The organism is Pseudomonas sp. PIC25, assembly GCF_002286785.1.
Taxonomy (GTDB): domain Bacteria; phylum Pseudomonadota; class Gammaproteobacteria; order Pseudomonadales; family Pseudomonadaceae; genus Pseudomonas_M.
Genome location: NZ_MUJY01000183.1, coordinates 1 through 26,200 on the forward strand (window position 1 = coordinate 1; position 26,200 = coordinate 26,200).

Annotated in this window: 23 protein-coding genes; 14 read left to right on the top strand and 9 right to left on the bottom strand. The window is 65.3% G+C overall.

Annotation, left to right across the window (positions count from 1 at the left end):
* Positions 1-360: 360 nt before the first annotated feature.
* Positions 361-621 (top strand): hypothetical protein, encoded by a 261-nt coding sequence (locus BZL41_RS24725; protein WP_095601717.1) that lies wholly within the window; start codon positions 361-363, stop codon positions 619-621.
* Between the two features lie 39 nt (positions 622-660).
* On the opposite strand, the gene BZL41_RS24730 is transcribed toward BZL41_RS24725, so the two are convergent.
* Both BZL41_RS24730 and BZL41_RS24735 read right to left on the bottom strand, forming a co-directional pair.
* Complete coding sequence (locus tag BZL41_RS24730; protein WP_095601718.1) at positions 661-1,752, bottom strand: GlxA family transcriptional regulator; 1,092 nt, start codon at positions 1,750-1,752, stop codon at positions 661-663.
* A 416-nt stretch (positions 1,753-2,168) separates the two neighbouring features.
* On the bottom strand, positions 2,169-3,545 hold the full coding sequence (locus BZL41_RS24735; RefSeq protein ID WP_095601719.1) for an L-serine ammonia-lyase: 1,377 nt from the start codon (positions 3,543-3,545) through the stop codon (positions 2,169-2,171).
* A gap of 524 nt (positions 3,546-4,069) precedes the next feature.
* Between BZL41_RS24735 and BZL41_RS24740 the strand changes: the two genes are divergently transcribed.
* The 8 genes from BZL41_RS24740 (at position 4,070) to dbpA (ending at position 13,460) form a co-directional block, all read left to right on the top strand.
* Complete coding sequence (locus BZL41_RS24740) at positions 4,070-4,282, top strand: hypothetical protein (RefSeq protein ID WP_143518157.1); 213 nt, start codon at positions 4,070-4,072, stop codon at positions 4,280-4,282.
* Between the two features lie 275 nt (positions 4,283-4,557).
* Positions 4,558-5,496: a choline ABC transporter substrate-binding protein gene (locus BZL41_RS24745; protein WP_095601721.1), complete on the top strand. Its 939-nt coding sequence runs from the start codon at positions 4,558-4,560 to the stop codon at positions 5,494-5,496.
* Between the two features lie 43 nt (positions 5,497-5,539).
* Positions 5,540-6,385, top strand: coding sequence for a choline ABC transporter permease subunit (choW, locus tag BZL41_RS24750; protein WP_084336124.1), 846 nt, complete (start codon positions 5,540-5,542; stop codon positions 6,383-6,385).
* Complete coding sequence (gene choV / locus BZL41_RS24755; RefSeq protein WP_095601722.1) at positions 6,382-7,623, top strand: choline ABC transporter ATP-binding protein; 1,242 nt, start codon at positions 6,382-6,384, stop codon at positions 7,621-7,623. Before choW ends, choV begins: the two co-directional genes overlap by 4 nt.
* A 360-nt stretch (positions 7,624-7,983) precedes the next feature.
* Positions 7,984-8,577, top strand: a complete 594-nt coding sequence (betI, locus tag BZL41_RS24765) for a transcriptional regulator BetI (protein WP_095601723.1) — start codon at positions 7,984-7,986, stop codon at positions 8,575-8,577.
* A 179-nt stretch (positions 8,578-8,756) separates the two neighbouring features.
* Positions 8,757-10,229 (top strand): betaine-aldehyde dehydrogenase, encoded by a 1,473-nt coding sequence (betB, locus tag BZL41_RS24770; RefSeq protein WP_095601724.1) that lies wholly within the window; start codon positions 8,757-8,759, stop codon positions 10,227-10,229.
* Positions 10,230-10,309: 80 nt separating this feature from the next.
* Entirely contained in the window at positions 10,310-11,992 is a 1,683-nt protein-coding gene (gene betA, locus BZL41_RS24775; RefSeq protein WP_095601725.1) for a choline dehydrogenase, read from the top strand.
* A 91-nt stretch (positions 11,993-12,083) separates the two neighbouring features.
* Complete coding sequence (gene dbpA / locus BZL41_RS24780) at positions 12,084-13,460, top strand: ATP-dependent RNA helicase DbpA (RefSeq protein WP_095601726.1); 1,377 nt, start codon at positions 12,084-12,086, stop codon at positions 13,458-13,460.
* Between the two features lie 101 nt (positions 13,461-13,561).
* On the opposite strand, the gene BZL41_RS24785 is transcribed toward dbpA, so the two are convergent.
* The gene (locus BZL41_RS24785) at positions 13,562-13,969 is read right to left on the bottom strand and encodes a helix-turn-helix domain-containing protein (protein WP_095601727.1); all 408 of its coding nucleotides are present in this window, start codon (positions 13,967-13,969) and stop codon (positions 13,562-13,564) included.
* Positions 13,970-14,175: 206 nt separating this feature from the next.
* On the opposite strand from BZL41_RS24785, the gene BZL41_RS24790 reads away from it, so the two are divergent.
* The 3 genes from BZL41_RS24790 (at position 14,176) to BZL41_RS24800 (ending at position 18,337) form a co-directional block, all read left to right on the top strand.
* Complete coding sequence (locus tag BZL41_RS24790; RefSeq protein WP_095601728.1) at positions 14,176-14,607, top strand: hypothetical protein; 432 nt, start codon at positions 14,176-14,178, stop codon at positions 14,605-14,607.
* Positions 14,608-14,894: 287 nt separating this feature from the next.
* Positions 14,895-17,078 (top strand): YccS family putative transporter, encoded by a 2,184-nt coding sequence (gene yccS / locus BZL41_RS24795; RefSeq protein ID WP_095601729.1) that lies wholly within the window; start codon positions 14,895-14,897, stop codon positions 17,076-17,078.
* A gap of 77 nt (positions 17,079-17,155) precedes the next feature.
* On the top strand, positions 17,156-18,337 hold the full coding sequence (locus tag BZL41_RS24800; RefSeq protein ID WP_256578240.1) for an NAD(P)/FAD-dependent oxidoreductase: 1,182 nt from the start codon (positions 17,156-17,158) through the stop codon (positions 18,335-18,337).
* Positions 18,338-18,487: 150 nt separating this feature from the next.
* Here the strand turns inward: BZL41_RS24800 and BZL41_RS24805 are convergent, their stop codons facing one another.
* From BZL41_RS24805 to BZL41_RS24825, 5 genes are all read right to left on the bottom strand, one after another.
* Positions 18,488-18,673 (bottom strand): hypothetical protein, encoded by a 186-nt coding sequence (locus BZL41_RS24805; RefSeq protein WP_095601730.1) that lies wholly within the window; start codon positions 18,671-18,673, stop codon positions 18,488-18,490.
* A gap of 81 nt (positions 18,674-18,754) precedes the next feature.
* The gene (locus BZL41_RS24810; RefSeq protein WP_095601731.1) at positions 18,755-19,408 is read right to left on the bottom strand and encodes a protocatechuate 3,4-dioxygenase; all 654 of its coding nucleotides are present in this window, start codon (positions 19,406-19,408) and stop codon (positions 18,755-18,757) included.
* Between the two features lie 6 nt (positions 19,409-19,414).
* The gene (gene ald / locus BZL41_RS24815) at positions 19,415-20,536 is read right to left on the bottom strand and encodes an alanine dehydrogenase (RefSeq protein ID WP_095601732.1); all 1,122 of its coding nucleotides are present in this window, start codon (positions 20,534-20,536) and stop codon (positions 19,415-19,417) included.
* A gap of 182 nt (positions 20,537-20,718) precedes the next feature.
* Positions 20,719-21,483 (bottom strand): slipin family protein, encoded by a 765-nt coding sequence (locus BZL41_RS24820; RefSeq protein ID WP_168191066.1) that lies wholly within the window; start codon positions 21,481-21,483, stop codon positions 20,719-20,721.
* On the bottom strand, positions 21,480-22,868 hold the full coding sequence (locus BZL41_RS24825) for a nodulation protein NfeD (protein ID WP_095601733.1): 1,389 nt from the start codon (positions 22,866-22,868) through the stop codon (positions 21,480-21,482). The genes BZL41_RS24820 and BZL41_RS24825 overlap by 4 nt, the downstream gene beginning before the upstream one ends.
* Before the next feature lie 386 nt (positions 22,869-23,254).
* Between BZL41_RS24825 and BZL41_RS24830 the strand changes: the two genes are divergently transcribed.
* Positions 23,255-24,652: a cytochrome B6 gene (locus BZL41_RS24830; RefSeq protein ID WP_095601734.1), complete on the top strand. Its 1,398-nt coding sequence runs from the start codon at positions 23,255-23,257 to the stop codon at positions 24,650-24,652.
* 25 nt (positions 24,653-24,677) lie between these two features.
* Here BZL41_RS24830 and BZL41_RS24835 read toward each other — a convergent pair whose 3' ends face one another.
* Complete coding sequence (locus BZL41_RS24835; RefSeq protein ID WP_095601735.1) at positions 24,678-25,448, bottom strand: ABC transporter substrate-binding protein; 771 nt, start codon at positions 25,446-25,448, stop codon at positions 24,678-24,680.
* Between the two features lie 273 nt (positions 25,449-25,721).
* Between BZL41_RS24835 and BZL41_RS24840 the strand changes: the two genes are divergently transcribed.
* The gene (locus tag BZL41_RS24840) at positions 25,722-26,186 is read left to right on the top strand and encodes an aminoacyl-tRNA deacylase (protein WP_095601736.1); all 465 of its coding nucleotides are present in this window, start codon (positions 25,722-25,724) and stop codon (positions 26,184-26,186) included.
* The last annotated feature ends 14 nt before the right edge of the window (positions 26,187-26,200 follow it).

Consider the following 26,200-nt stretch of genomic DNA (forward strand, 5'->3'; position numbering starts at 1 on the left):
ATCAGAACGGCGGTTTTGGTTTTAGGGGTTTGGTCGCACAAACATCTTCAACCAAATCGCCGTTCTTGTTCAGGGCTCCCCGGAAATGCGCGAAGAACCAAAAAAAACCCCCGCAAAAGCCGACACGAAAGCGGGGGTACAAGAGGGTCCTGTGCTCGGGACCGCATGGCTGCATGCCCCGGTGGCGACCAACCACCTGAAGGGGCGAGCTGGAAAGGATTGTGCGGGGTCGCCGGCCGGGTGGATTAGCCGAAAACGACCTGTTCATGTGCGTTCCTGACATCTCGCCACATGGCCCCTTGCCGCGTTCCGGTGGGCTCACCAGAATCGAACCACAGCGACTCTCATGAGGACTTGGCGATGATGTATGCGGATTTGATCGATCAGGACGATTTGCGCGAACGCCTGCAGGCGCTGGGTATCGAGATTCCACCGGGGGCCACCGCCGAGCAGGCCTGCGAACGCGCCCTGGTGGGGCTCAGTGGGCCGCGCGCCCAGGCCTTGCGGGGGCTGGTGGAGCAGATGCTGGCCAGCGGTGCGGAGATGCTGCCGGCCGTGCGCGAAGCCATTTCGCGCCAGTTGCTGCCGGCACTGGCCCAGTACCGGCAGACCCACGGCTGATTTGCCGGCCCCGGTACAAACCGGGGCACGGGCATTCCCTTACAAGCGGACGCTTGCGAACGTGGACTCCCCACGCGCCTGGCTGAGTGCCGACATGGCGCCGGGCATGAGCGCCTGCGGAATCGGCAGCAGCGCCACCGGCTGGCTGTTGCTCGGCGTCATGCGTTCGTCGCGCGGCGGGATGCCGAAGTATTCGCGGTAGCACTTGGAGAAGTGCGGCGTGGAGACGAAACCGCACACCGAAGCCACCTCGATGATCGACATCGGGGTCTGTTTGAGCAACTGACGGGCGCGGATCAGGCGCAGCTTGAGGTAGTAGCGCGACGGCGAGCAATGCAGGTACTTCTGGAACAACCGCTCCAGTTGCCGGCGCGAGACGTTGACGTAGACCGCCAGCTCATCAAGGTCGATGGGCTCCTCGAGATTGGCTTCCATCAGCGCGACGATTTCCTGCAGCTTCGGCTGGTTGGTGCCGAGCATGTGCTTGAGCGGCACGCGCTGGTGGTCCTGCTCGTTGCGGATGCGCTCGTAGACGAACATCTCGGAGATCGCGGCGGACAGCTCGCGGCCGTGCTCGCGGGAGATCAGGTGCAGCATCATGTCCAGCGGCGCGGTGCCGCCGGAGCTGGTGTAGCGGTTGCGGTCGAGGGTGAACAGGCGGGTGCTCATGACCACGCGCGGGAAGGCTTCCTGCATCGCCGCCAGACATTCCCAGTGCACGCTGCAATCGAAACCGTCGAGCAGACCGGCGCACGCCAGCGCCCAGCTGCCGGTACAGACGGCACCCAGTCGGCGGCCCTGGCGGGCCTGGGACTGCAGCCAGCTCACATGTTCGCGGGTCACGCTGCGCTGGATGCCGACGCCGCCGCAAACGATGACGGTATCCAGCGCCGGGGCGTTGGCCACCGAGGAATCCGGGGTGATCTGCAGGCCGTCGCTGGCCCAGACCTGACCGCCATCCAGAGTCAGGGTACTCCAGCGGTACAATTCACGGCCCGATAGCTGGTTGGCCATGCGCAAGGGTTCGACGGCCGAAGCCAGGGAAATCAGGGTGAAGTTGTCGAGCAGCAGGAAGCCGATGGATTGCGGCGCACGGTTCTGGGCTTGCGCCCCGGGGTTGAACTGCGACATCACGGTATCTCCTCACGCAAAGCGGATTAGGCCCATTGGGGCTCTTGTTCTTTTATGCCGGCCGGTACGCCTGGCGTCCGGACTGTGAGAATTCGGAACGCAAATGTCGTGCCTATTTTGAATGACTGTTCAATCAAAAAAGGCGGAGTCACCGGAGTGCCTCTGTCATGCGGTTCCGAGGCACTCCTGCCCGGGTCGTCCGGCGGCCTTGCCGCTGCTCGCCACCTGCGTGACTGAGCAGTTTCGTAGCACCTTGACGGGTGCTACCGGGTCAGGATTGTCACCCCTTGCCTCGGGATTCCCCTACCCGTTCCCAGCCTCGTCCTTGAGGCCGGTACTTCATCCGGTGGGCGCGCCAAAAGATGGCATTGCCCGGCGCCCGTGTGCGAAGAACGGGCAGCCGCGGGAGCTCGGCATCAGCACTCGATGGCGCTGACCGCCAACCCTCCACGCGAGGTTTCCTTGTACTTGTCGTGCATGTCCGCACCGGTGTCGCGCATGGTGCGGATCACCCGGTCGAGGGAGATGAAATGCTCGCCATCGCCACGCAGTGCCATCTGCGCGGCGTTGATCGCCTTCACCGCGGCGATCGCATTGCGCTCGATGCAGGGCACCTGCACCAGCCCGCCGACCGGGTCGCAGGTCAGCCCGAGGTTGTGCTCGAGGCCGATCTCGGCGGCGTTCTCCAGTTGTTCCGGGGTAGCACCGAGCACTTCGGCGAGGCCGGCCGCCGCCATGGCGCAGGCCGAACCCACCTCGCCCTGGCAACCGACTTCAGCGCCGGAGATGGAAGCGTTCTTCTTGCACAGGATGCCCACCGCAGCGGCGCCCAGGAAAAATCTGACGACATCGTCATCGCAGGCATCCGGGTTGAACTTCATGTAGTAGTGCAGCACAGCCGGGATGATGCCGGCGGCGCCGTTGGTCGGCGCGGTCACCATGCGCCCGCCGGCGGCGTTTTCCTCGTTCACCGCCAGGGCGAACAGATTGACCCACTCCATGGCGCTCATGGTCGAGCCGATCACGTTGGGCTTGCCCAGCTCCTGCAGACTGCGGTGCAGCTTGGCGGCACGCCGGCGCACGTTGAGCCCGCCGGGCAGGATGCCCTCTTCGCTGAGCCCGTTGTCCACGCATTCGCGCATGGCCTGCCAGAGGCGCATCAGCCCTGCGCGGATATCCGCTTCGCTGCGCCAGGCCTTCTCGTTTTCCAGCATCAGTTCGGAGACCCGCAGCCCATGCTGACGGCACAGTTGCAGCAGCTCCACCGCGCTGGAGAAGTCGTAGGGCAGGCGGGTATGGTCCTGATCGAGCTGGCCGGCGGCGGCCTGCTCGGCATCGACGACGAAGCCGCCGCCGACGGAGTAGTAGGTATCGCTGTGCAACTCGCCGTTGTCGTCGCAGGCGATCAGCGTCATGGCGTTCGGATGGTAGGGCAGGTTTTCGTCGAGCAGGCGCATGTCGCGCGCCCAGTCGAACGCCACCGGCCGCTCACCGGCCAGCAGCAGGCTGCCGGTCTCCTTGAGAGCAGCGATACGCGGTGCGATCTGGCGCGGGTCGATGCGATCCGGCCATTCACCCATCAGCCCCATGATCACGGCGTTATCGGTGCCATGGCCGACACCGGTGGCCGACAGCGAGCCATACAGCTTCACTTCGACACGGGTGACCCGTGCCAGCAGGCGACGCTCGCCAAGGGCCTGGACGAAGAGCGCGGCGGCGCGCATCGGCCCCACGGTATGGGAACTGGAAGGCCCGATCCCGATCTTGAACAGGTCGAACACACTGATGGCCATGGAACAACCTCCTGAGACGAAGCGGCATGCGGACTGCCTTTACGGGCGGGCATCATCGGTCCTTTGTCCGATGTCACGGAGTCCCATTCCGACGCACCCTTATCCACCAGCGTCGTCGCCATACGTGCTTCATAAATACGCCTGGACGTCGCGGACCGACGCACCGGAAACGACATTCCACACACCAAAAACGACGACCCGATAGGCGTACCGTTTCATCTGGCCGCTCCCTCGGTTGCCGGAAGCGGCTTCGGCGTCGGTCGCATACGGGCATGGCAGATTCAGGGCGGACGGCGCGGGCCGCCCCACCGGGCTTCGTCGAACGCATCCGCGTGGACTCATCCAGATAAAAGGAAGTGGGGCGATGAAAACCATGACCTCCACGCTCCCGCTCCCGGCTCTCCGCAGTCCATCCGCGACACATGTAACGGAACCGGAAAGCTGCCGGCTGGTCCGTTTCTCCGATGTCGACTGCACCGACATCGCATGACCACCTGCAACGCCCCACCTGGGACCCCACTCTGGTGCTCGACCTCCTCACCCAGGTCAAGCACCTGTCGGGCCGGAGACCAGACAAGCAGCTCGAGGTGTTCAACGAGAACGCCAACCGTCGCCAGGCGGCCAAAGCGTGGCCGACGCCCGCCCGCAGGTGCTCGGCACCTGGCTGGCCGGAGTCGCCAGTAGGGACGATCGCCGACACTGGAGTGATCAAGGTACGGCTTGGTTTGTTTGAATGAAAAAGAGCCGAGGGCAGTCCAGCAGCGCCCCCGGATATTGCGCGGAAGGGGCCCGAATTACCGGATACGACCCCTCTCATGCTGGATACGACCCCGGCTGCACTGGTTGCGACGCCCCCCATAGGCGTTTGTTTTCCGCTGTTCCATGATCCTCTCGACTCAACCGCTAGGCTTGGTGTGCAGGCCGCCACGCACGAAGTGGCCTCACATTTTTCATACCGACTGCCAATGCCGCTCCCGAGAGGAGCTACAACAACCAGAAACGGAGTCCGCCCATGAAAATACGAACGTTTGCGATGGCCGCCACCCTAGCCAGCCTCCCTCTGCTGGCCCAGGCCGCCGAACCAGAATCTTGTGGCGTCGTTCGCTTTGCCGATGTCGGCTGGACCGACATCACCGTTACCACCGCAGTCACCAGCGAAGTGCTGGAAAGCCTCGGTTACCAGACCAAGACCAACATGCTGTCGGTGCCGGTGACCTACCGTTCGCTGCAGAACAAGGACATCGACGTCTTCCTCGGCAACTGGATGCCGACCATGGAGAACGACATCAAGGAATACCGCGACAAGGGCACCGTGGAAACCGTACGGGCCAACCTCGAAGGCGCCAAGTACACCCTCGCCGTACCGGACTACGCGTATGAAGCCGGCCTGAAGAGCTTCGCCGACATCGCCAAGTTTGCCGACAAGCTAGACAACAAGATCTACGGCATCGAGCCGGGCAACGACGGCAACCGCCTGATCCAGGGCATGATCGACGCCAACACCTTCGACCTCGGCAAGTTCAAGGTCGTCGAATCCAGCGAAGCCGGCATGCTTTCCCAGGTCCAGCGCGCCGTTCGGCGCAACCAGTGGGTCGTGTTCCTCGGTTGGGAACCGCACCCGATGAATACCCGCTTCCCCATGAAGTACCTCGAAGGCGGCGACGACGTGTTCGGCCCGAACTACGGCGGCGCCACCATCTACACCAACGTGCGCAAAGGCTATACCCAGGAATGCGCCAACGTCGGCAAGCTGCTGCAGAACCTGCAGTTCAGCCTGGATATGGAAAACCAGCTGATGGATGCCGTGCTGAACCAGAACCAGAAGCCGCGTGAAGCCGCCAAAGCCTGGCTGAAAGCCAACCCGCAGGTTCTCGATACCTGGCTGGCAGGCGTTACCACTCGCGACGGAAAACCCGCACTGGGCGCAGCCCAGGCCAAGCTGGCGCCCTGACCGGGGCGCCTTCCGCTCCTCCTGCAAGTGGATGTACGAGACCATGTTGACTGACCACAAACTCCCCCTAGGGCAGTACATCGCCGACTTCGTCGAATGGCTGACCCTCAATGGCGCCGAATTCTTCGACTCGGTGGCCGACACGCTGGAAATGCTGATCCAGGGCGTCACCCATGGACTGCTCTGGTTCAACCCGCTGGTGCTGATCGGCCTGTTCGCGCTGCTGACGCAACTGATCCAGCGCAAGTGGGCCCTCACCGCGTTCTGCGCGCTCTCCTTCCTGCTGATCCTCAACCTCGGCTACTGGCAGGAAACCATGGAGACCCTGGCCCAGGTGCTCTTCGCCACCCTTGTCTGCGTGGCGATCGGCGTGCCGCTGGGCATCGCCGCCGCGCACAAGCCGATGTTCTACACCTTCATGCGGCCGGTGCTGGACCTGATGCAGACGGTGCCGACCTTCGTCTACCTGATCCCTACCCTGACCCTGTTCGGCCTGGGCGTGGTACCGGGGCTGATTTCCACCGTGGTGTTCGCCATCGCCGCGCCGATCCGCCTGACCTACCTGGGCATCCAGGACGTGCCGCACGAACTGCTCGACGCTGGCAAGGCCTTTGGCTGCTCGCGCTGGCAACTGCTGAGCCGCATCGAGCTGCCGCATGCCATGCCCAGCATCGGCGCCGGCGTGACCCAGTGCATCATGCTGTCGCTGTCGATGGTGGTGATCGCCGCCCTGGTCGGTGCCGACGGTCTCGGCAAGCCGGTGGTCAATGCCCTCAATACCGCGGATATCGCCCTCGGCTTCGAAGCCGGTTTGTCCATCGTTCTGCTGGCCATCCTGCTCGACCGCGTCTGCAAACAACCCGAAGCCAAGCGGAGGACTGAAGCGTGAGCATGATTCGCTTCGAGAAGGTCGACGTCATCTTCTCCAAACAACCGCGTGAAGCCCTCGCCCTGCTCGATCAAGGCCTCACGCGTGACCAGATCCTGAAGAAGACCGGCCAGGTGGTGGGCGTGGAAAACGCCAACCTGGACATCGAGCGCGGCGAAATCTGCGTACTGATGGGCCTTTCCGGCTCCGGCAAATCCAGCCTGCTGCGCTGCATCAACGGCCTCAATACCGTGAGCCGCGGCCGCTTGCTGATCGAGCACGAAGGTGCCGAAGTGGACATCGCGTCCTGCTCCCCGGCTACCCTCAAGGCCATGCGCACCAAGCGCATCGCCATGGTGTTCCAGAAGTTCGCCCTGATGCCCTGGCTGACCGTGGAGGAAAACGTCGGCTTCGGCCTGGAGATGCAGCACCGCCCGGCCGCCGAGCGCAAGAAGCTGGTCGACGAGAAACTCGAACTGGTCGGCCTCAGCCAATGGCGCGACAAGCGTCCGGACCAGCTCTCCGGCGGCATGCAGCAGCGCGTCGGCCTGGCCCGCGCCCTGGCCATGGATGCCGACATCCTGCTGATGGACGAGCCCTTCTCCGCCCTCGACCCGCTGATCCGCCAGCAGTTGCAGGATGAGTTGCTGGTGCTGCAACGCAAGCTGCACAAGACCATCGTCTTCGTCAGCCACGATCTGGACGAAGCGCTCAAGCTCGGCTCACGCATCGCCATCATGAAGGACGGCCGGATCATCCAGTACAGCAAGCCGGAAGAGATCGTCCTCAATCCCGCGGACGATTACGTGCGCACCTTCGTCGCTCATACCAACCCGCTCAACGTGCTGTGCGGCGAGAGCCTGATGCGTCCGTTGCAGCAGTGCCGTCACGAAGGCAACGAAATCTGCGTGGATCAGGGCCGCGACTGCTGGCTCGGCCTGGACGACAACAACGGCGTGCAATGCGCTCGCCAAGGCGGCCAGGACCTCAAGCTACAGCGCTGGGCGCCAGGCGACCTGGTGGGCAACCTGCGCCGCGAACCGACCCTGGTCAATGTGCGCATCGCCATGCGCGACGCCCTGCAGATCCGCTACCAGACCGGGCACAAGCTGGTGCTGGAGGATAACGGCCAAGTGGTCGGCATCCTCGGCGACAGCGAGCTGTACCACGCATTGCTCGGCAAGAACCTGGAAAAGGACGACAACAGCGCGGCCAAACCGGTCCAGGTGCAGCCAGCGGAGCTCTCCCGAGTCGTCTGACCCGCCACACTGCTCGGCCCCTAGCAGGCCGTTGAAAAACGTAGGCGAGGCAGGCAAGACAAGGCAAAAACGGCCGAAAAAGCGGAGTTTACGTGCTGTAAATGAGCATATTGAGGCCGTTTTAAACGCAGTATTGCCAACGCAGGTAGTTTTTCAACGGCCTGCCAGTGCTCCGCCCCAACGGAGCGCAGGGGGGCTGCCGCGCACGGAGCGTTGAAAAACGCCCCGTGTCGTGGTTAGCAATGCCAGGTCGTTTTTGTTGATTGTTCGTTCAATAAAGATTCCATAGACTGCTCCAAGCTTAGTGCCATGCTGGCTCCAGCCATCCGGAGCAGTCGCCGAACGAACAGAGGTGTCGCCATGCCCAAGCTTGGAATGCAACCGATCCGCCGCTCGCAACTGATCCACGCCACCCTCGAAGCAGTCGACCAAGTCGGCATGGGCGAGGCCAGCATCGCCCTGATCGCCAAGCTGGCGGGCATGTCCAACGGCATCATCAGCCACTACTTCCAGGACAAGAACGGCTTGCTCGAAGCCACCATGCGCCACCTGATGGCGGCCCTGCGCCAGGCGGTGCGCGAACGCCGCCAAGCGCTGCCCGACGACAACCCGCGCGACCACCTGCGGGCGATCATCGCCGGCAACTTCGACTCCAGCCAGGTCAACGGCCCGGCAATGAAGACCTGGCTCGCCTTCTGGGCCAGCAGCATGCACCAGCCCTCGCTGCGCCGGCTGCAACGGATCAACGACCACCGGCTGTATTCCAACCTCTGCGGCGAATTCCGCCGTGTGCTGCCGTGCGAGGACGCGCGCGCCGCCGCCCGTGGGTTGGCTGCGCTGATCGACGGCCTGTGGCTGCGCGGCGCGTTGTCCGGCGATGCCTTCGACACCCAGGAAGCCTTGCGCATCGCCTACGAATACCTGGACCAGCAACTGGCCAAGCAGGCCGGCTGAACCGATAGACACTCCCTCTCCCTTCTGGGAAGAGGGCTGGGGTGAGGGGCGGAGGACCGTTCCAACACCCTGGCGGCGTCCCTCGCCTGACGCTCTCGAAAAACGAGGGAGATGCGAGGAGCGCGAACCCCTAACCCTGGCCCGTATCCCGGTATCGGCCACCTTATTCAGGAGTTCCCATGTCCCGATTCGAACTGCAAAAGCTCTACATCCACGGCGGCTACGTGGACGCCACCAGCGGCGCCACTTTCCAGAGCATCGACCCGGCCACCGGCGAAGTGCTAGCCGAGGTGCAGCGCGCCTCCCAGGCCGATGTCGAGCGCGCCGTGGCCAGCGCCGAGGAAGGCCAGAAGGTCTGGGCGGCGATGACCGCCATGCAGCGCTCGCGCATCCTGCGCAAGGCGGTGGACATCCTCCGCGCACGCAACGACGAGCTGGCCGAACTGGAAAGCCTGGACACCGGCAAGCCGCTGGCCGAGACCCGCTTCGTCGACATCGTCACCGGCGCCGACGTGCTGGAGTACTACGCCGGCCTGATCCCCGCCATCGAGGGCGAACAGATCCCGCTGCGCGAGACCAGCTTCGTCTACACCCGCCGCGAGCCGCTGGGTGTGGTAGCTGGCATCGGCGCCTGGAACTACCCGATCCAGATCGCCCTGTGGAAATCCGCCCCGGCCCTGGCCGCCGGCAACGCAATGATTTTCAAGCCCAGCGAGGTCACCTCGCTGACCGCGCTGAAGCTGGCCGAGATCTACACCGAGGCCGGCGTGCCGAACGGCGTGTTCAACGTGGTCACCGGCAGCGGCCGCGAAGTCGGCACCTGGCTCACCGAGCACCCGCGCATCGAAAAGATTTCCTTCACCGGCGGCACCGACACCGGCAAGAAGGTCATGGCCAGCGCCTCCAGCTCTTCGCTAAAGGAAGTCACCATGGAACTGGGCGGCAAGTCGCCGCTGATCATCTTCGACGACGCCAACCTCAACCGCGCCGCCGACATCGCGGTAATGGCCAACTTCTTCAGCTCCGGCCAGGTCTGCACCAACGGCACCCGCGTGTTCGTCCCGCGCGCCCTGCAATCGCGCTTCGAGTCCAAGGTGCTGGAGCGGGTCAGGCGCATCCGCCTCGGCAACCCGCTGGACGAAAACACCAACTTCGGTCCGCTGGTCAGCTTCGCCCACATGGACAGCGTCCTCGGCTACATCGAGAAGGGTAAGGCGGAAGGCGCACGCCTGATCTGCGGCGGCGAGCGGGTGACCGTCGGCGACTACGCCAAGGGCGCCTACGTGGCACCGACGGTATTCAGCGATTGCAGCGACGACATGACCATCGTCCGCGAGGAAATCTTCGGCCCGGTGATGAGCATCCTGGTCTACGACGACGAGGACGAAGTCATCCGCCGCGCCAACGCCACCGACTACGGCCTCGCCGCCGGCGTGGTGACCCAGGACCTGAACCGCGCGCACCGGGCGATCCACCGCCTGGAGGCCGGCATCTGCTGGATCAACACCTGGGGCGAATCCCCGGCGGAAATGCCGGTGGGCGGCTACAAGCAATCCGGCGTCGGCCGCGAAAACGGCCTGACCACCCTGGCCCACTACACCCGGATCAAATCCATCCAGGTCGAGCTGGGCGATTACGCCTCGGTGTTCTGACGAAAACAGCCCGTAGCCCGGATGCAATCCGGGACAGTCACCTCGTTTTCCCGGATTGCATCCGGGCTACAGGAGCTTCCATGCCCCAAGAATTCGATTACATCATCGTCGGCGCCGGCTCCGCCGGTAACGTACTGGCCACGCGGCTGACCGAAGACGCCGACGTCAGCGTCCTGCTGCTGGAAGCCGGAGGCCCGGACTATCGCCTGGATTTCCGCACCCAGATGCCCGCCGCCCTCGCCTATCCGTTGCAGGGCCGCCGCTACAACTGGGCCTACGAGACCGACCCGGAACCGCACATGAACAACCGCCGCATGGAGTGCGGACGCGGCAAGGGCCTCGGCGGTTCCTCGCTGATCAACGGCATGTGCTACATCCGCGGCAACGCCCTGGATTACGACAACTGGGCAAAGAACAAGGGCCTGGAAGACTGGACCTACCTCGACTGCCTGCCCTACTTCCGCAAGGCCGAGACCCGCGACATCGGCCCCAACGACTACCACGGCGGCGACGGCCCGGTCTGCGTGACCACACCGAAGCCGGGCAACAACCCGCTGTTCCACGCCATGGTGGAAGCCGGGGTGCAGGCCGGTTTCCCGCGCACGGACGACCTCAACGGCTACCAGCAGGAAGGCTTCGGCCCGATGGACCGCACCGTCACGCCCCAGGGCCGCCGCTCCAGCACCGCGCGCGGCTATCTGGACCAGGCACGCAACCGGCCGAACCTGACCATCGTCACCCACGCCCTCACCGACCGCATCCTGTTCAGCGGCAAGCGCGCCATCGGCGTCGCCTACCTGCACGGCAACGGCAGCGAGCCGGTCACCGCTCATGCCCGCCGCGAAGTGCTGCTCTGCTCCGGCGCCATCGCCTCGCCGCAAATCCTGCAACGCTCCGGGGTCGGCCCCGGCGCCCTGCTGCGCGACCTGGACATCCCGGTGGTGCTCGACCTGCCGGGCGTCGGCGCCAACCTGCAGGACCACCTGGAAATGTACGTGCAGTACGCCTGCAAAGAGCCGGTGTCGCTCTACCCCGCGCTGCAATGGTGGAACCAGCCGCCAATCGGCGCCCAGTGGCTGTTCCTCGGCAAGGGCGTGGGCGCCAGCAACCAGTTCGAAGCCGGCGGTTTCATCCGTACCCGCGACGAATTCGAGTGGCCGAACATCCAGTTCCACTTCCTGCCGGTGGCGATCAACTACAACGGCAGCAACGCGGTGAAGGAACACGGCTTCCAGGCCCACGTCGGCTCCATGCGTTCGCCCAGCCGCGGGCGTATCCAGCTCTGTTCGAAGGACCCGCGCAAGCACCCGAGCATCCTGTTCAACTACATGAGCACCGAGCAGGACTGGCAGGAGTTCCGCGACGGCATCCGCATCACCCGCGAAATCATGAACCAACCGGCACTAGACCCGTTCCGCGGCCGCGAAATCAGCCCCGGCGTCGACTACCAATCCGACGCCGACCTCGACCGTTTCGTCCGCGAGCACGCCGAAACCGCCTTCCATCCGTCCTGCTCGTGCAAGATGGGCGAGGACGACATGGCGGTGGTCGACGGCCAGGGCCGGGTGCACGGTCTGGATGGGCTGCGAGTGATCGACGCTTCGATCATGCCGCTGATCACCACCGGCAACCTCAATGCCCCGACCATCATGATGGCCGAGAAGCTCGCCGACAAAATCCGTGGGCGGACGCCGCTGCCCCGCAGCAACGCGCCCTACTACGTCGCCAACGGCGCGCCGGTCCGCGGCAAGCCGCTGCGCTGACCCACCTGCGGCGGCCTCCCGGTCGCCGCGCCCCGGCAACCGGCGCCGGGGCTGTTACACTGCGTGCCCATCCCCCTGCCGGACCCTCGCCGTGACCGCCGCCTTCACCTCCCTGCCGCTCTCCGCCGCCATGCTGGCCAACCTCGACGCCCTCGGTTACACCGAGATGACGCCGATCCAGGCGCAGAGCCTGCCGCTCATGCTCAAGGGCCAGGACCTGATCGCCCAGGCCAAGACCGGCAGCGGCAAGACCGCCGCCTTCGGCATCGCCCTGCTCGCCCCGCTGAATCCGCGTTTCTTCGGCTGCCAGGCGCTGGTGCTCTGTCCGACCCGCGAGCTGGCCGACCAAGTGGCCAAGGAGATCCGCCGGCTGGCCCGCGCCGCCGACAACATCAAGGTCCTCACCCTCTGCGGCGGGGTGCCGTTCGGACCGCAAATCGGTTCGCTGGAACACGGCGCCCACGTCATCGTCGGCACGCCGGGACGGGTGCAGGAACACCTGCGCAAAGGCACCCTGACGCTGGACGGCCTCAATACCCTGGTGCTGGACGAAGCCGATCGCATGCTGGACATGGGCTTCTACGATGCCATCGCCGACATCATCGGCCAAACCCCGGCGCGCCGGCAGACGCTGCTGTTCTCCGCCACCTACCCAGCCGGCATCGAGCAGCTCGCCGCCACCTTCATGAAAATGCCGCAGCGCGTGCAAGTGGAGGCCCTGCATGACGACAGCCAGATCGAGCAACGCTTCTACGAGATCGACCCGCGCCAGCGCCTGGACGCGGTGCTGCGCCTGCTGCTGCACTTCCGTCCGCAATCCAGCGTCGCCTTCTGCCACACCCGGCAGCAGTGCCAGGAATTGGTGGAGCACCTGCAGGCACGGAAGATTTCCGCCCTGGCCCTGCACGGCGACCTCGAACAGCGCGACCGCGACCAGGTCCTGGCGATGTTCGCCAACCGCAGTTGCAGCGTGCTGGTAGCCACCGACGTGGCGGCCCGCGGCCTGGACATCGCCGGGCTGGAAGCTGTGATCAACGTCGAACTGGCGCGCGACCCGGAGGTGCATATCCATCGCATCGGCCGCAGCGGCCGTGCTGGCGAAAAGGGTCTGGCCCTGAGCCTGGTGGCCCCGGCCGAAGCCAGCCGCGCCCAGGCCATCGAGAACCTGCAGAAGGCGCCGCTGAACTGGCACGAGCTGGACAACCTGAAGCCGAAGAGCGACGAACCACTGCTGCCGCCCATGACCACCCTGTGCATCGCCGCCGGACGCAAGGACAAACTACGCCCCGGCGACATCCTCGGCGCCCTCACCGGCGAAGCCGGCATTCCCGGCGCCCAGGTGGGCAAGATCGCCCTGTTCGACTTTCAGGCCTACGTCGCGGTAGACCGCAGCGTCGCCCGCCAGGCGCTCAAACGGCTGAGCGAAGGCAAGATCAAGGGACGCTCGATGAAGGTGCGGGTGCTCTGAGGGCCCCCTGCGGTTTGTCTTTCCCGGATTGCGCTTCGCTTATCCGGGTTACATTCATGTCGAGCCCAGGGAGCACACTCTGGGTTTCCGCCCTGTCCGACTCAGTCGGCGAGTGCCTGTTTCTTCTCTGAGGCACTTCTCCCAGCGTAGGACCTGCGGGCTTCGCAAATGGCCCCGTGGTGGGCATCCGCCCAGGCAACCAGCCCTTTCATGGGCACGAGGAACGAGCGACCGAGTGCGGTCAGATCATATTCCACTCGCGGCGGAACCTCCGGATACAGCGTGCGCCGGACAAAGCCATCCTGCTCCAAGTGCTTCAGCGTCCTGGACAGCATCTGCTTCGAGATATCGCCAATGGCTCGCATCAACTCGTTGAAGCGCATCGTCCCACCTTCCAGCGTTTCCAGGACAAGCAGGCTCCATTGATCGCCGATTCGGTCGAGTACGTCCCGGATCGCACAGGGCTGATCGAATTGATTGGCTTCGGTTTGGGTTTCATTCTCGAGCACAACAGTTTCTCCAAAGGTCAGGCCGCGCTGACCTGATGACGCAGCGATGACTTCTTGTGGAACCGCACCGGATTCCCGAGAATTTCGCACGAAGGTCTACATAGTAGACCTGATATGAATTTCGAACCAATGCCGGTATGGCCGCGCACTCGCAGCCGCCATGGTTGGCCTCCGGCGCCCCAGCCGGCAAATGAATCGGTACCGCCATGTTCACGTTCACCCCATTCACTCTCATTGCCGCTCTCCTGATGGCGCTCGCCATCCCTTCGTTCTCGCAGGCAGGCAATGGCTCCATCAAAAAGGAAACAACCGCTATGACCGCCATCGCCTTTCCCGCCATTGGCCACGTTTTCCGCGCCGACTATGGTGAGCGGGTCTACCGAGTCGCCTTCGATGCGGACGGCAAGACACTGCGCTGGGCTCCATTCCCCGCCGAAGATTTCGACGCCGCCGCGACGACGGAAACCTACCGGGCCCTGCCAATCCGCCCGGGCGTGTTCATGGTGACCTGGAAGGAAGCCGACGGTACGACGGTCACGCATGTGGAGGACTTCGAACATGACACTGTCCATGCCGCCATCACCTTACCCGACCACACATTCCTGAACCTGACGGGCTCCTGGACACGAGTCGATTGAGCAAGGAAACGCCCTTGCCAAGGATCCAGTTCCGCCACGCAGAGGCGAGGCAATATCTCGATCCAGACACCACCGGGCGGATGAATCCGCCCCCTGCAAGTCATCCCTAAAGGATGGCGAAACATGAACCGCCCCGTCCTCCGTCACGGACCTGCCTCACACCGGTCGGCAATGCCCATCGCGGAATGTTCCTTGCTTGCTCGAGAGCGGCTACGCTGGCGGCGTGACGGTCGTCGCGCCACGGCGTCCAACACTCCCAACGCAGTCACAAGGCCCCGCGCATTCCCATGCTTTCACCTTCGCTCCGGCAATCCCTGCGCCGTCTCTGGGCACTGGACAAGTTCGGCTACAGCCTGCGGGTCTTCGTCGCCCTGGCCGGAGCCATGGCGCTCGGCTGGTGGCAGGACCAGATGGGCATGGTCATCCCGCTGTTCCTCGGCATCATCGCCAGCGCCCTGGCGGAAACCGACGACAGTTGGCTCGGCCGCCTCAGCGCGTTGCTGGTCACCCTGTTCTGCTTCAGCGTGGCAGCACTGGCGGTGGAGCTACTGTTCCCCTATCCCTGGCTGTTCGTCGCCGGCCTGGCCCTGGCCACCTTCTGCCTGGTGATGCTCGGCGCCCTCGGCGAGCGCTACGCGGCCATCGCCTCGGCCAGCCTGATCCTTTCCATCTACAGCATGATCGGCGTCGACCAGCGCGCCGGCGTGACCGGCGATCTGTGGCGCGAACCGCTGCTGCTGGTGGGCGGCGCCGCCTGGTACGGCGCGCTCTCGGTGCTGTGGAACGCACTGTTCGCCCATCAGCCGGTGCAACAGAGCCTGGCCCGGCTGTACCGCGAGCTGGGCCTGTACCTGAAGCTCAAGGCCGCGCTGCTCGAACCGTTGCGCCAGCTCGACCTGGAAGCCCGCCGCCTGGAGCTGGCGCGGCAGAACGGCAAGGTGGTCTCGGCGCTCAACGCCGCCAAGGAGACCATCCTCAACCGCATCGGCAGCAGCCGTCCGGGGCCGAAGGTGAATCGCTACCTGAAACTGTATTTCATGGCCCAGGACATCCACGAGCGCGCCAGTTCCTCGCACTACCCGTACAACGCCCTGGCCGAGGCCTTCTTCCACAGCGACGTGCTGTTCCGCTGCCAACGCCTGCTCAAGCTGCAAGCCCGTGCCTGCCGTGAGCTGGGCGAAGCCATCCAACTGCGCCAGCCGTTCGACTATGGCGAAGCCAGCGCCCAGGCGATGGAGGATCTGCACGCCTCGATCGACTACCTGCGCCAGCAGAACAACCCGGCCTGGCGCGGCCTGCTGCGCTCGCTGAACGCGCTGTCCGGCAACCTCGCCACCCTGGAGCGGCAACTGGCCGGGGCCAGCAACCCCGACGCCCTCGCCGAGGAGCAGGACAGCAGCCTGCTCGACCGCTACCCGCGCTCGCTGCGCGAAGCCATCGAGCGCATCCGCCTGCAACTGACGCCCACCTCGCTGCTGTTCCGCCATGCCCTGCGCATGGCTGTAGCGCTGGCCACCGGCTACGGCGTGCTGCACCTGATCCACCCGACCCAGGGCTACTGGATCCTGCTGACCACGGTATTCGTCTGCCAGCCCAACTATGGCGCCACGCGGATCAAGCTGGTGCAGCGGATCAGCGGCACCGTGCTCGGCCTGGTCGCCGGCTGGGCGCTGTTCGAGCTGTTCCCCAGCCCGCTGGTGCAATCCCTCATTGCGGTGGTCGCCGGGGTAGTCTTCTTCGCCACCCGTGCCACCCGCTACACCCTGGCCACGGCGGCGATCACCCTGCTGGTGCTGTTCTGCTTCAACCAGGTGGGCGACGGCTACGGGCTGATCTGGCCGCGCCTGGTGGATACCCTGCTCGGCAGCCTGATCGCCGGTGCCGCGGTGTTCCTCATCCTGCCGGACTGGCAGGGCCGCCGGCTCAACCAGGTGGTGGCCAACACCCTCAGTTGCAGCAGCCTTTACCTGCGGCAGATCATCCAGCAGTACCGCAGCGGCAAGCGCGACGACCTGGCCTACCGCCTGGCCCGCCGCAACGCCCATAACGCCGACGCGGCGCTTTCCACCACGCTATCCAACATGCTGCTCGAGCCCGGCCACTTCCGGAAGGAAGCGGAGACCGGCTTCCGCTTCCTGGTGCTGTCGCACACCCTGCTGAGCTACCTCTCGGCCCTCGGCGCCCATCGCGAAAGCCTGCCCGCCGACACCAGCGACGCGCTGATAGACCGCGCCGCCGAGCAACTGACCCGGACCCTCGACCAGTTGGCCCAGAGCCTGATCGACAAACGCCCGGTGGCCATCTACAGCGACGAGGAGGAATCCCTGGCCAAGGAGCTGGAGCAGATCCCCGAGGAACTGGACGACGGCCACCGCCTGCTACAGACCCAGCTCGCCCTGATCTGCCGCCAGCTCGCGCCGCTGCGCAGCATGGCCAGCCACCTGCTCAAGCAGGAACAGGCGGCGGCCTGACCGGCGTGCGGCTGCGCGTCGCTCCTTTCGGGTAAGATGCGCGCGCCCGACCGGGTCGCAGTTCGACGAGGTTTTCCGTGCTCCCTTCTTCCGATGTCATCGTCCTCGGCGCTGGCGCCGCCGGCCTGATGTGTGCCTTCACCGCCGCCCAGCGCGGCCGCCGGGTGCAGCTGCTCGACCACGCCAACAAGGCCGGCAAGAAAATCCTCATGTCCGGCGGCGGGCGTTGCAACTTCACCAACCTGTACACCGAACCGACCAATTTCCTCTCGCGCAACCCGCACTTCTGCAAGTCGGCCCTGGCCCGCTTCACTCAGTGGGATTTCATCGGTCTGGTGGCCAAGCACGGTATCCCGTACCACGAGAAGAAGCTCGGCCAACTGTTCTGCGATCACAAATCCAGCGACATCCTCGAAATGCTGCTGAAGGAATGCGCTGAGGCCGGCGTCGACCTGCGCCTGAACACCTCCATCGAGCGGATCGAAAAGACCGACGGCGGCTACCATCTGGACACCAGCGCCGGGCCGGTGGACTGCCAGTCCCTGGTCATCGCCACCGGAGGCCTGTCGATCCCCACCCTCGGCGCCACCGGCTTCGGCTATCAGGTCGCCCGCCAGTTCGGCCACGAAGTGCTGCCGACCCGCGCCGGGCTGGTGCCCTTCACCATCACCGATCAGTTGAAGGAGATGTGCAGCGAACTGTCCGGCACCTCGGTGGATTGCCGGGTGAGCTGCAACGGCCAAAGCTTCCGCGAGAACCTCCTGTTCACTCACCGCGGCCTCAGCGGCCCGGCTATCCTGCAAATTTCCTCCTACTGGCAGCCGGGCGACGCAGTGGAAATCGACCTGCTACCGGATCGCGACGCCGCCGACTGGCTGGCCGAGCAACAGGCCGCGCGGCCCAACACCGAGTTGAAGACGCTGCTCGCCGAATGCTTCACCAAGAAGCTGGCGAGCCTGCTGGCCGAGCACTGGTTCGTCTCCAAACCGCTGAAGCAGTACACCCCGGCCGAACTGAACGCCATTGCCCAACGCCTCTCCGCCTGGACGCTGGTACCCGCCGGCACCGAAGGCTATCGCACCGCCGAAGTCACCCTGGGCGGGGTGAGCACGGACGAGGTGTCGTCCAAGACCTTCGAATCCCAGCGTTCGCCGGGCCTGTACTTCATCGGCGAAGTACTCGACGTCACCGGCCACCTCGGCGGTTTCAACTTCCAATGGGCCTGGGCCTCAGGGCACGCGGCGGGGGAGTACGTCTGAGCCCCACGGGCGATGAATTCACCTACACACAGGCCCGAGGGCTTTTCGTAAGAGCCAGCTCTGCTGGCGATTCGTGCGCTCAGCAAAACTCCGTTTCGCGAGCAGAGCTCGCTCCTACAGGGCCGTGCTGTGGCTGAGCCGCCTACGGACCTATTCCCGCTCCCCCGTCCCACTCCCCGGGCGCTCTTCCAACGGCGGTTCGGCCACGGTGTCCTGGTATTGCTGCGGGCTTTCCTGTGGGCCGCTCATGCTGTCGCGTTGTTTTTCTTCCGGCTGTTTGTCGCATCCCATCAGCAGCAGGCCGAGCAGGGTGGCGAGGAGGATCGGTGTGCGCATGGTCGGGCTCCGTTTCCAAGGCGTGATGCCGGCGTGAACCGGCCCTTGTTCGGTTGACCGCTTCCCGCGCTGGGAGTGCGCTCACTGAGCAGCGGTGAGTCCGAGGACGATGTCGAAGCGCGCGCTCAATTCACCGCTGGGCGGGTCGGGCAGCGGTGCGAAGTCGACAATCAGGCTGTCCCGTGCGCGGAGATCGCGGATGGCGTTGAGGATGCCGTCGCGCGCGTTCAGCGGTTCGCCACGGACGTAACACTGGGTGGTGAAGCGCGGCTGGCCGGGCGGGGTGACGGCCACATGGATGTGCGGCGTGCGCCCCGGGTAGGGCACCGGGCGAATGGTGCGAAAGCGGTAGGCACCGTCGCGGCCGGTTTCGAATCGGCCGTAGCCTTGGAAGTTGCCGTCGCGCCGCGCCGGATCGCCGCCCCGACTGTGCAGGTACTGGCCGTTGGCGTCCACTTGCCAGATTTCTATCAGTGTCCGGTTGAGCGGCGAGCCGTTGGTATCGAGCAACCGGCCATGCAGGTGGGTGATCGCGCCGATGGCCGGGGTGAGCCGGTCGTCGACGAGGATCAGGTCGTTGTCGCGGTCAAGCGGCAGCGCGTCCGGGTAGAACGGGCCCTGGGTCTGCCGGGGCGTCAGCAGCAGTTCGGCGAAGACGCCGGGCGCCGCCAACGCGAGGCCGGCGCAGCCGAGGCCCAGCAGCAGCCTGCGGCGAAGTGCATCCGGCCCCGACACGCTGCCTCACAACTCGGCGAGCACCGCGCCCGGCGGCTGGTGCGGCAGGCCGTGGGCGTCCGCCACGCTGGCGCAGGTGATCAACCCGCGCGCGACGTTGAGGCCGTTGAGCAAATGCGGGTCGCCCTCCAGGGCGCGGCGGGTGCCTTTCTCGGCCAGGGCGACGACGAACGGCAGAGTCGCATTGTTCAACGCCAGGGTGGAGGTGCGCGCCACTCCGCCGGGCATATTGGCGACGCAGTAGTGCACCACTTCGTCGACCAGGTAGGTGGGTTTGTCGTGGGTGGTGGGCTTGGACGTCTCGGAGCAACCGCCCTGGTCGATGGCCACGTCCACCAGCACCGCGCCGGGCTTCATCAGGCTGACCATCTCGGCGCTGATCAATTTGGGCGCCGAAGCACCGGGGATCAGCACCGCGCCGATCACCAGGTCCGCCGCCAGCACCTGCTCGCGTACCGCGCTGCGAGTCGAGTAGAGCGTGGTGATGCGGTTGCCGTACTGGGCATCCAGCCGGCGCAAGGCATCGACGCTCTTGTCCAGCACCGTGACGTCGGCGCCCAGGCCCACGGCCATGGCCAGGGCGTGGCTGCCAACCACGCCGCCGCCGAGGATCACCACCTTGCCCGCCGGCACGCCGGGCACCCCGCCAAGCAGTACGCCGCGCCCGCCACGGGCTTTCTCCAGGCAGGTGGCGCCGGCCTGGATGGACATGCGTCCGGCCACTTCGGACATGGGCGCCAGCAACGGCAGGCGACCCTGGGCATCGGTGACGGTTTCGTAGGCGATGCAGACGGCGCCCGAGGCGATCAGCTCGTCGGTCTGGGCACGGTCGGGAGCAAGGTGCAGGTAGGTGAACAGGGTGTGTTCCGAGCGCAGCCGGGCACGCTCTTCGGCCAACGGTTCCTTGACCTTGACGATCAGCTCGGCGACGTCGAACACCTCCTCGGCATCGCGGGCGATCCGCGCGCCGGCGGCCTGGTAGTCCTCGTCGAAGAAGCCGATAGCCGCGCCGGCCTGGGTCTGCACCGAGACTTCATGACCGAGCCCGGCCAGTTCGGCTACGGATTGCGGGGTCAGGCCGACGCGGTATTCATGGTTCTTGATTTCCTTCGGGACGCCAATACGCATGGGATTCTCCGGACAGTGGCGGCGATGCAGCCGATAGGAAAAAGTCTAGGAAAGCCTCCCTCGATCGCAGACCTGAATACGCATGGGCTTTCAGGAGATTTCGCTGAAAACCCACCTCTTTTTGGACGGCGGGCGCGGCCGAAGGCGCTGGCAAGCGGTTTTCTGCCTTCCGGCCGCGTGGATCACTTCGGCCCCTCGGGCGCGATGGTCATGCCTTTCAGCAACTCGATGGGCAGCGGAAAGACGATGGTCGAGCTTTTGTCTCCGGCGATCGATCCCAGGGTCTGCATGTAGCGCAGCTGCATTGCGCCGGGCTGGCGGCCAAGCATCTCGGCGGCCTGCATCAGCTTCTCGGAGGCTTGCAGCTCGCCCTCGGCGTGGATCACCTTGGCCCGCCGCTCGCGCTCGGCTTCCGCCTGGCGGGCGATGGCGCGGATCATGGACTCGTCCAAGTCGACGTGCTTGATCTCCACGTTGGAGACCTTGATGCCCCAGGCATCGGTCTGCGCGTCCAGCACCTGCTGGATGTCGCCGTTGAGCTGCTCGCGCTCGGCCAGCATGTCGTCGAGGTCGTGCTTGCCGAGCACCGCGCGCAGGGTGGTCTGCGCCAACTGGCTGGTGGCCGAGTGGTAATCCTCGACCTGGATGATCGCCCTCTGCGGGTCAAGCACCCGGTAGTAGACTACCGCGTTGACCTTCACCGAGACGTTGTCACGGGAGATCACGTCCTGGGTCGGCACGTCCAGCACCAGGGTGCGCAGGTCCACGCGCACCATCTGCTGGATACCCGGGATGATGATGACCAACCCGGGGCCCTTGACCCGCCAGAAGCGGCCGAGCTGGAACACCACGCCCCGTTCGTATTCGCGCAGGATACGGAACGCCGAAACCAGCAAGGCGAGTACCAGCGCCGCAAGAAACCCGAAACTCAATTGGAAACCGATCATTCAACCTCCTCCCGCTGGCCATCTTCGGCCGCGGTCACCTGTAGAAGAACCCCGTCTCGCGCCAGCACCCGCACCGTCTGACCGGCCTGCAACGGCGCCTCGCTCGACACCCGCCAGCGCTCGCCCTGCAACCGGACCCAGCCGCTGCGGGGGTCGTCCGCCTGCACCGCGTCCACCGCCACCCGGCTGCCGACCAGTCCGGCGTCGCCGCTGACCACTACCCGCTGGCGCGCCTTCAGCGCCATCCCCACCAGCGCCGCGATCAGTACCGCGCTGACCACCGCCACGCTGACGATCAGCGGCAGCGGAATGCCGAAGCCGGGGACTTCGGTGTCGATCAGGATCACCGCACCGACCACGAAGGCCACCACCCCTCCGATGCCGAGCACGCCGAAGCTGGGCAGGAAGGCTTCGGCCACCATGAAGGCGAGGCCGAGCAGAATCAGCCCTACCCCGGCATAGCTCACCGGCAGCAGTTGCAGCGAATAGAGCGCGAGGATCAGGCAGATACCGCCGAGCACACCGCCGATGCCGAGACCGGGGTTGGTGAATTCGAAGAACAGGCCGTAGATGCCCAGCATCATCAGGATCAGCGCCACGCTGGGGTTGGTGATCACCGCCAACAGGCGGGTGCGCCAGTCCGGCTCGTGGTGGATCAGCGCGGCACCGGCGGTACGCAGCGTCAGGTCCTGGCCGGCGGCATTCAGCGTCTTGCCGTCCAGTTGCCGCAGCAGGTCGTTGAGGTCCCGCGCCCGGTAGTCCACCACCTTGAGCCGCAGCGCTTCGTCGGCGGACAGGCTGACCGCCTCGCGCACCGCCCGTTCGGCCCAATCGGCGTTGCGCCCGCGCATCTGCGCCAGGCCCCGGATGTAGGCAGCGGCATCGTTGACCTGCTTGCGCGTCAGCGCATCGCCGGACTCGGGAGCGGCCGGCTGGCCACGCTGGCGTTGCGGGTCGTCGGGATCTTCCGGCTGCTCGGGCGGCGCGCCGGGCATGCCGCCGATCTGCACCGGGGTCGCCGCGCCCAGGTTGGTGCCTGGGGCCATGGCGGCGATATGGCTGGCGTAGAGGATGTAGGTACCGGCGCTGGCGGCCCGCGCCCCGCTGGGCGATACGTAGCTGGCCACCGGCACCGGACTGGCGAGGATCGCCTTGATGATGTCGCGCATCGAGGTATCCAGGCCGCCCGGGGTGTCGATGTTGATCACCACCAACTGGGCGCCCTCGTCCACTGCACGGGCCAGGCCGCGCACCAGGTAGTCGGCGCTGGCCGGGCCGATCGGGCCGTTCACCGTCAACACGCTCACCGCGCCGGCGGCCATGGTCGCCGCGGCCGGCGCCAGCAGCGCCAGACACAGCATGATGCGCGGGATCAGGCGATTCATAAGCCTCTCCACGGCAGAACCTGGGAGCCACCGGCGGGTACGCCGGATAACGGCTGCTCCTTGCAAGGATAGTTGACGACGCCTGCACGGGATGCACACGGGCCCCGGGCAGCCGCGTCACCGGCCCGCTCGGGGCGGTTTCGCTTCGACCGATTCGGCATAGCGCTAACCCGTTGAAAAACCATCGGTTCTAAAGCCAGTGGCCATCAAGTCGGCGCAGCCCTTGTGGCAAAAGCCCTACAGGGCCTGTGGGTTCGTTCGAGAGAGTGTCTCAATCGGGTCGATAGGGTGAGTCTATTTCCAGACGCCAAAGGCTTGACCTAGGCCTACCTACGCGCAGCCCCGTCGTACAGGGAGCCAATACCAATGAACAGGAGGCCGCATAGATGACCATTCCACTCGCCCGCAACCGTCTGGCGCTTGCCACCGGTCTGGCGCTTGCCGTGATAACCGGTGCCGGTCATGGCGCCGAACCGGAGAAGCCATCCAGTTACGCCCCGGTGATCGAAGAGGATTTCGATACCGTGTTCAAACGCATGTCGGCGGACAAACCGAAAGTCATGCAAAAACAGAAAGCGTTGCTGGAAGAGCGCTACGATCTCGCCGACAGGCCCGCCAATGGCGTCACCATGACCCGTGGTAAGCCGGTCCAGGCGGGGATCAGGGTCAAGCTGCCGAAGGGCACGACCTGGGACGAATTGGCGAAGATGAGCCCGGACGAGATTCGCGAGAAGAAGCTCTTCCCAGCCGGCTTCCTGCCCCTGCCCCACCCGAACCATGCGGAAGGCGGGATGGTTTTCCCACACTTCCAGATCGATGAGATCAACAAGCAGCAACAGCGCGACCTGACCCGCTTCGATCTGGATTTCGACCTGCCGGACCACTTCCTGCCCGAATTCCCGGCGCCGATCTTCCTCACCACCCGGCCAGACCTGGGCGACGTTTCCCAAGGCAAGTTGGTGACCCTGTCCAACTACTACGAGCTGTTCAACGGCATCCTCAATCCCAAGCAGATCGAGGGCCTGCGCCTGCTCGTCACGCCCTTCATGCAGCAGCAGTTCAACGCCACCGCCGACCGCCGCAGCGAGAAGCCCAGCTTCGGCGTGGCCTGCTTCGACTGCCACGCCAACGGCCACACCAACGCAGCCACTCACCTGGTCGGCGACATCCGTCCGCAGGAGCTGCGCCACCGCATCGACACCCCATCGCTGCGCGGGGTGAACATCCAGCGCCTGTTCGGCTCGCAACGCGCCCTGAAGACGGTGGAGGACTTCACCGAGTTCGAACAACGCGCCGCCTACTTCGACGGCGACCCGGTGATCGCCACCAAGAAAGGCGTGAACATCCTCGAGCGCGGCAGCCAGGTGCACTTCATGGGTGAGTTCCAGGCGCTGCTCGACTTCCCGCCCGCGCCCAAGTTGGATATCGAGGGCAAGCTGGACCCGAGCAAGGCCACCGAGCAGGAAATGCGCGGTCAGGAGCTGTTCTTCGGCAAGGCCGCCTGCGCCGGTTGTCATGTGCCGCCGTATTACACCGACAACCTGATGCATAACCTGAAGACCGAGCGCTTCTTCGAGCCGCAGACGATCAACGGCCGGCTGGCCAAGGCCGACGGCCCGATCAAGACCTTCCCGCTGCGCGGCATCAAGGACTCGCCGCCGTACCTGCACGACGACCGCCTGCTGACCCTGGACGACACTGTGGAGTTCTTCAACCTGGTGCTGCAACGCGGTCTCAGCGAGTCGGAAAAGGCCGATCTGGTGGCGTTCCTGAGGACGCTCTAGACAGGCACGGTGCGCCCCGCACCGCTCAGGGGCGCGCCGTGATCCGCAGACTGCTATCGCCGTCCCTCTCCCAGGCGCGCAACAGCTTCGCGTAGGTGCCATCGGCGCGCATCCCGGCCAGCGCCCGGTCAAAGGCAGCGACGATGCGGGCATGGTCGGTATGGTGGCGACTGACCAGTATATGCAGCGGGTTCTCGCTCAGCGGCCTGGGCAGGAACTCCAGCGCCGCTTGCAGGCGGGGCGACTCGCGGGACAAGCGAAAGCGCGCCACCCGCTCGTCGTCCAGGGTGAGGGCCACCCGTCCGGCATAGAGCATGTGCAGGGCGTTGTCGAAGCCCAGCACCGGCACCTTGCGCAATCGCTCGTAACTGTCGAAATGGCGCTCGTAGGCGTAACCGCGCACCACGGCGATATCCAGCGCCAGCAGATCGTCCAGCCGGCGGTAGCGGACGGGGTTGTCCTTGCGCTGGAGGAACAGAATCCGGTTGGTCAGGTAGGGCGTCGAGAATGCTCCGATCGCCTCCCGCTCGGGGGAATGCCAGGCGCAGACCAGCACGTCATAACTGCCGTTGCCGATACCATGCAGGGCCCGCGCCCAGGGCATTTCCATGTATTCGCTGGTGTAGCCGGCACGCTCCAGTGCCGTACTCACCAGTTCCACGGCCAGGCCGCCATGGGGCAACGACTGATCGGTGTAGGGAGGCCAGATGTCGCCCACCAGCCGCAGCTTTTCCGCCCACGCACCGGCGGGTAACAACAGCAACAGCAGCAAGGCGCCGGCGCGCGACGAAAACATTGGGGCGATTCCAGTCGGTCGAGGCTCGTTACGGTTCGGGCACGGTCAATCGCCGCCTCGCCATGAAATGGCGAATGGCCATTATGTGGCAATCTTATGGCGCCAGGAAAGCGCCATGACGGCAAGCCCTTTCCGACCGGTTACGTCTTCCTCGTCTATTCATCCCTCCCCATAGCACCAAGTGTTCCTGCCCCGGGGGACTGCCACAGCGCACCGCTGGCTAAACTTTGATCAGATAAAGCGACATGCCCGGAGCGGACGAGGAGGTGAATCATGCGTATGGCGGCAACCCTGCAACGCAGCCTTGAGGGCTCCGGATGCCAGTTCGAACTGGTATCCCACCCACATTCGGCGACCAGCCTGGAATCGGCACGGACAGCCGGGATACCGGCGGATCGCCTGGCCAAATCGGTGGTGCTGGACGACCGCCGCGGCCATTTCCTGATGGCCGTGGTGCCGGCCAACCGGCATCTGGATCTGAGCAAGGTGCGCAAGGATTCGCGTAAGTGGCAACTGACCAGCGAATACCGGATCGGCAGCCTGTTCAAGGATTGCGAGCGCGGCGCGGTCCCGGCCGTCGGCGAGGCCTACGGGATGAACATGCTGATCGACCCGATGCTGACCCGGCAGCAGGACATCTATCTGGAAGCGGGAGACCACGAGAGTCTGGTGCACATGCGCATGGACCAGTTCCTCAAGCTCGCGCCGCACGCCGAAGTGTGCGAGCTGAGCCAGTGAAGCTGAGACCCCAG

Excerpts from the sequence above, each read along its gene's own strand:
- BZL41_RS24725 (WP_095601717.1), top strand. The coding sequence starts at position 361 with ATGATGTATGCGGATTTGATCGATCAGGACGATTTGCGCGAACGCCTG.
- BZL41_RS24730 (WP_095601718.1), bottom strand. The coding sequence starts at position 1,752 with ATGTCGCAGTTCAACCCCGGGGCGCAAGCCCAGAACCGTGCGCCGCAA.
- BZL41_RS24735 (WP_095601719.1), bottom strand. The coding sequence starts at position 3,545 with ATGGCCATCAGTGTGTTCGACCTGTTCAAGATCGGGATCGGGCCTTCC.
- BZL41_RS24745 (WP_095601721.1), top strand. The coding sequence starts at position 4,558 with ATGAAAATACGAACGTTTGCGATGGCCGCCACCCTAGCCAGCCTCCCT.
- choW (WP_084336124.1), top strand. The coding sequence starts at position 5,540 with ATGTTGACTGACCACAAACTCCCCCTAGGGCAGTACATCGCCGACTTC.
- betI (WP_095601723.1), top strand. The coding sequence starts at position 7,984 with ATGCCCAAGCTTGGAATGCAACCGATCCGCCGCTCGCAACTGATCCAC.
- betB (WP_095601724.1), top strand. The coding sequence starts at position 8,757 with ATGTCCCGATTCGAACTGCAAAAGCTCTACATCCACGGCGGCTACGTG.
- betA (WP_095601725.1), top strand. The coding sequence starts at position 10,310 with ATGCCCCAAGAATTCGATTACATCATCGTCGGCGCCGGCTCCGCCGGT.
- BZL41_RS24790 (WP_095601728.1), top strand. The coding sequence starts at position 14,176 with ATGTTCACGTTCACCCCATTCACTCTCATTGCCGCTCTCCTGATGGCG.
- yccS (WP_095601729.1), top strand. The coding sequence starts at position 14,895 with ATGCTTTCACCTTCGCTCCGGCAATCCCTGCGCCGTCTCTGGGCACTG.
- BZL41_RS24805 (WP_095601730.1), bottom strand. The coding sequence starts at position 18,673 with ATGCGCACACCGATCCTCCTCGCCACCCTGCTCGGCCTGCTGCTGATG.
- ald (WP_095601732.1), bottom strand. The coding sequence starts at position 20,536 with ATGCGTATTGGCGTCCCGAAGGAAATCAAGAACCATGAATACCGCGTC.
- BZL41_RS24820 (WP_168191066.1), bottom strand. The coding sequence starts at position 21,483 with ATGATCGGTTTCCAATTGAGTTTCGGGTTTCTTGCGGCGCTGGTACTC.
- BZL41_RS24825 (WP_095601733.1), bottom strand. The coding sequence starts at position 22,868 with ATGAATCGCCTGATCCCGCGCATCATGCTGTGTCTGGCGCTGCTGGCG.
- BZL41_RS24830 (WP_095601734.1), top strand. The coding sequence starts at position 23,255 with ATGACCATTCCACTCGCCCGCAACCGTCTGGCGCTTGCCACCGGTCTG.
- BZL41_RS24835 (WP_095601735.1), bottom strand. The coding sequence starts at position 25,448 with ATGTTTTCGTCGCGCGCCGGCGCCTTGCTGCTGTTGCTGTTGTTACCC.
- BZL41_RS24840 (WP_095601736.1), top strand. The coding sequence starts at position 25,722 with ATGCGTATGGCGGCAACCCTGCAACGCAGCCTTGAGGGCTCCGGATGC.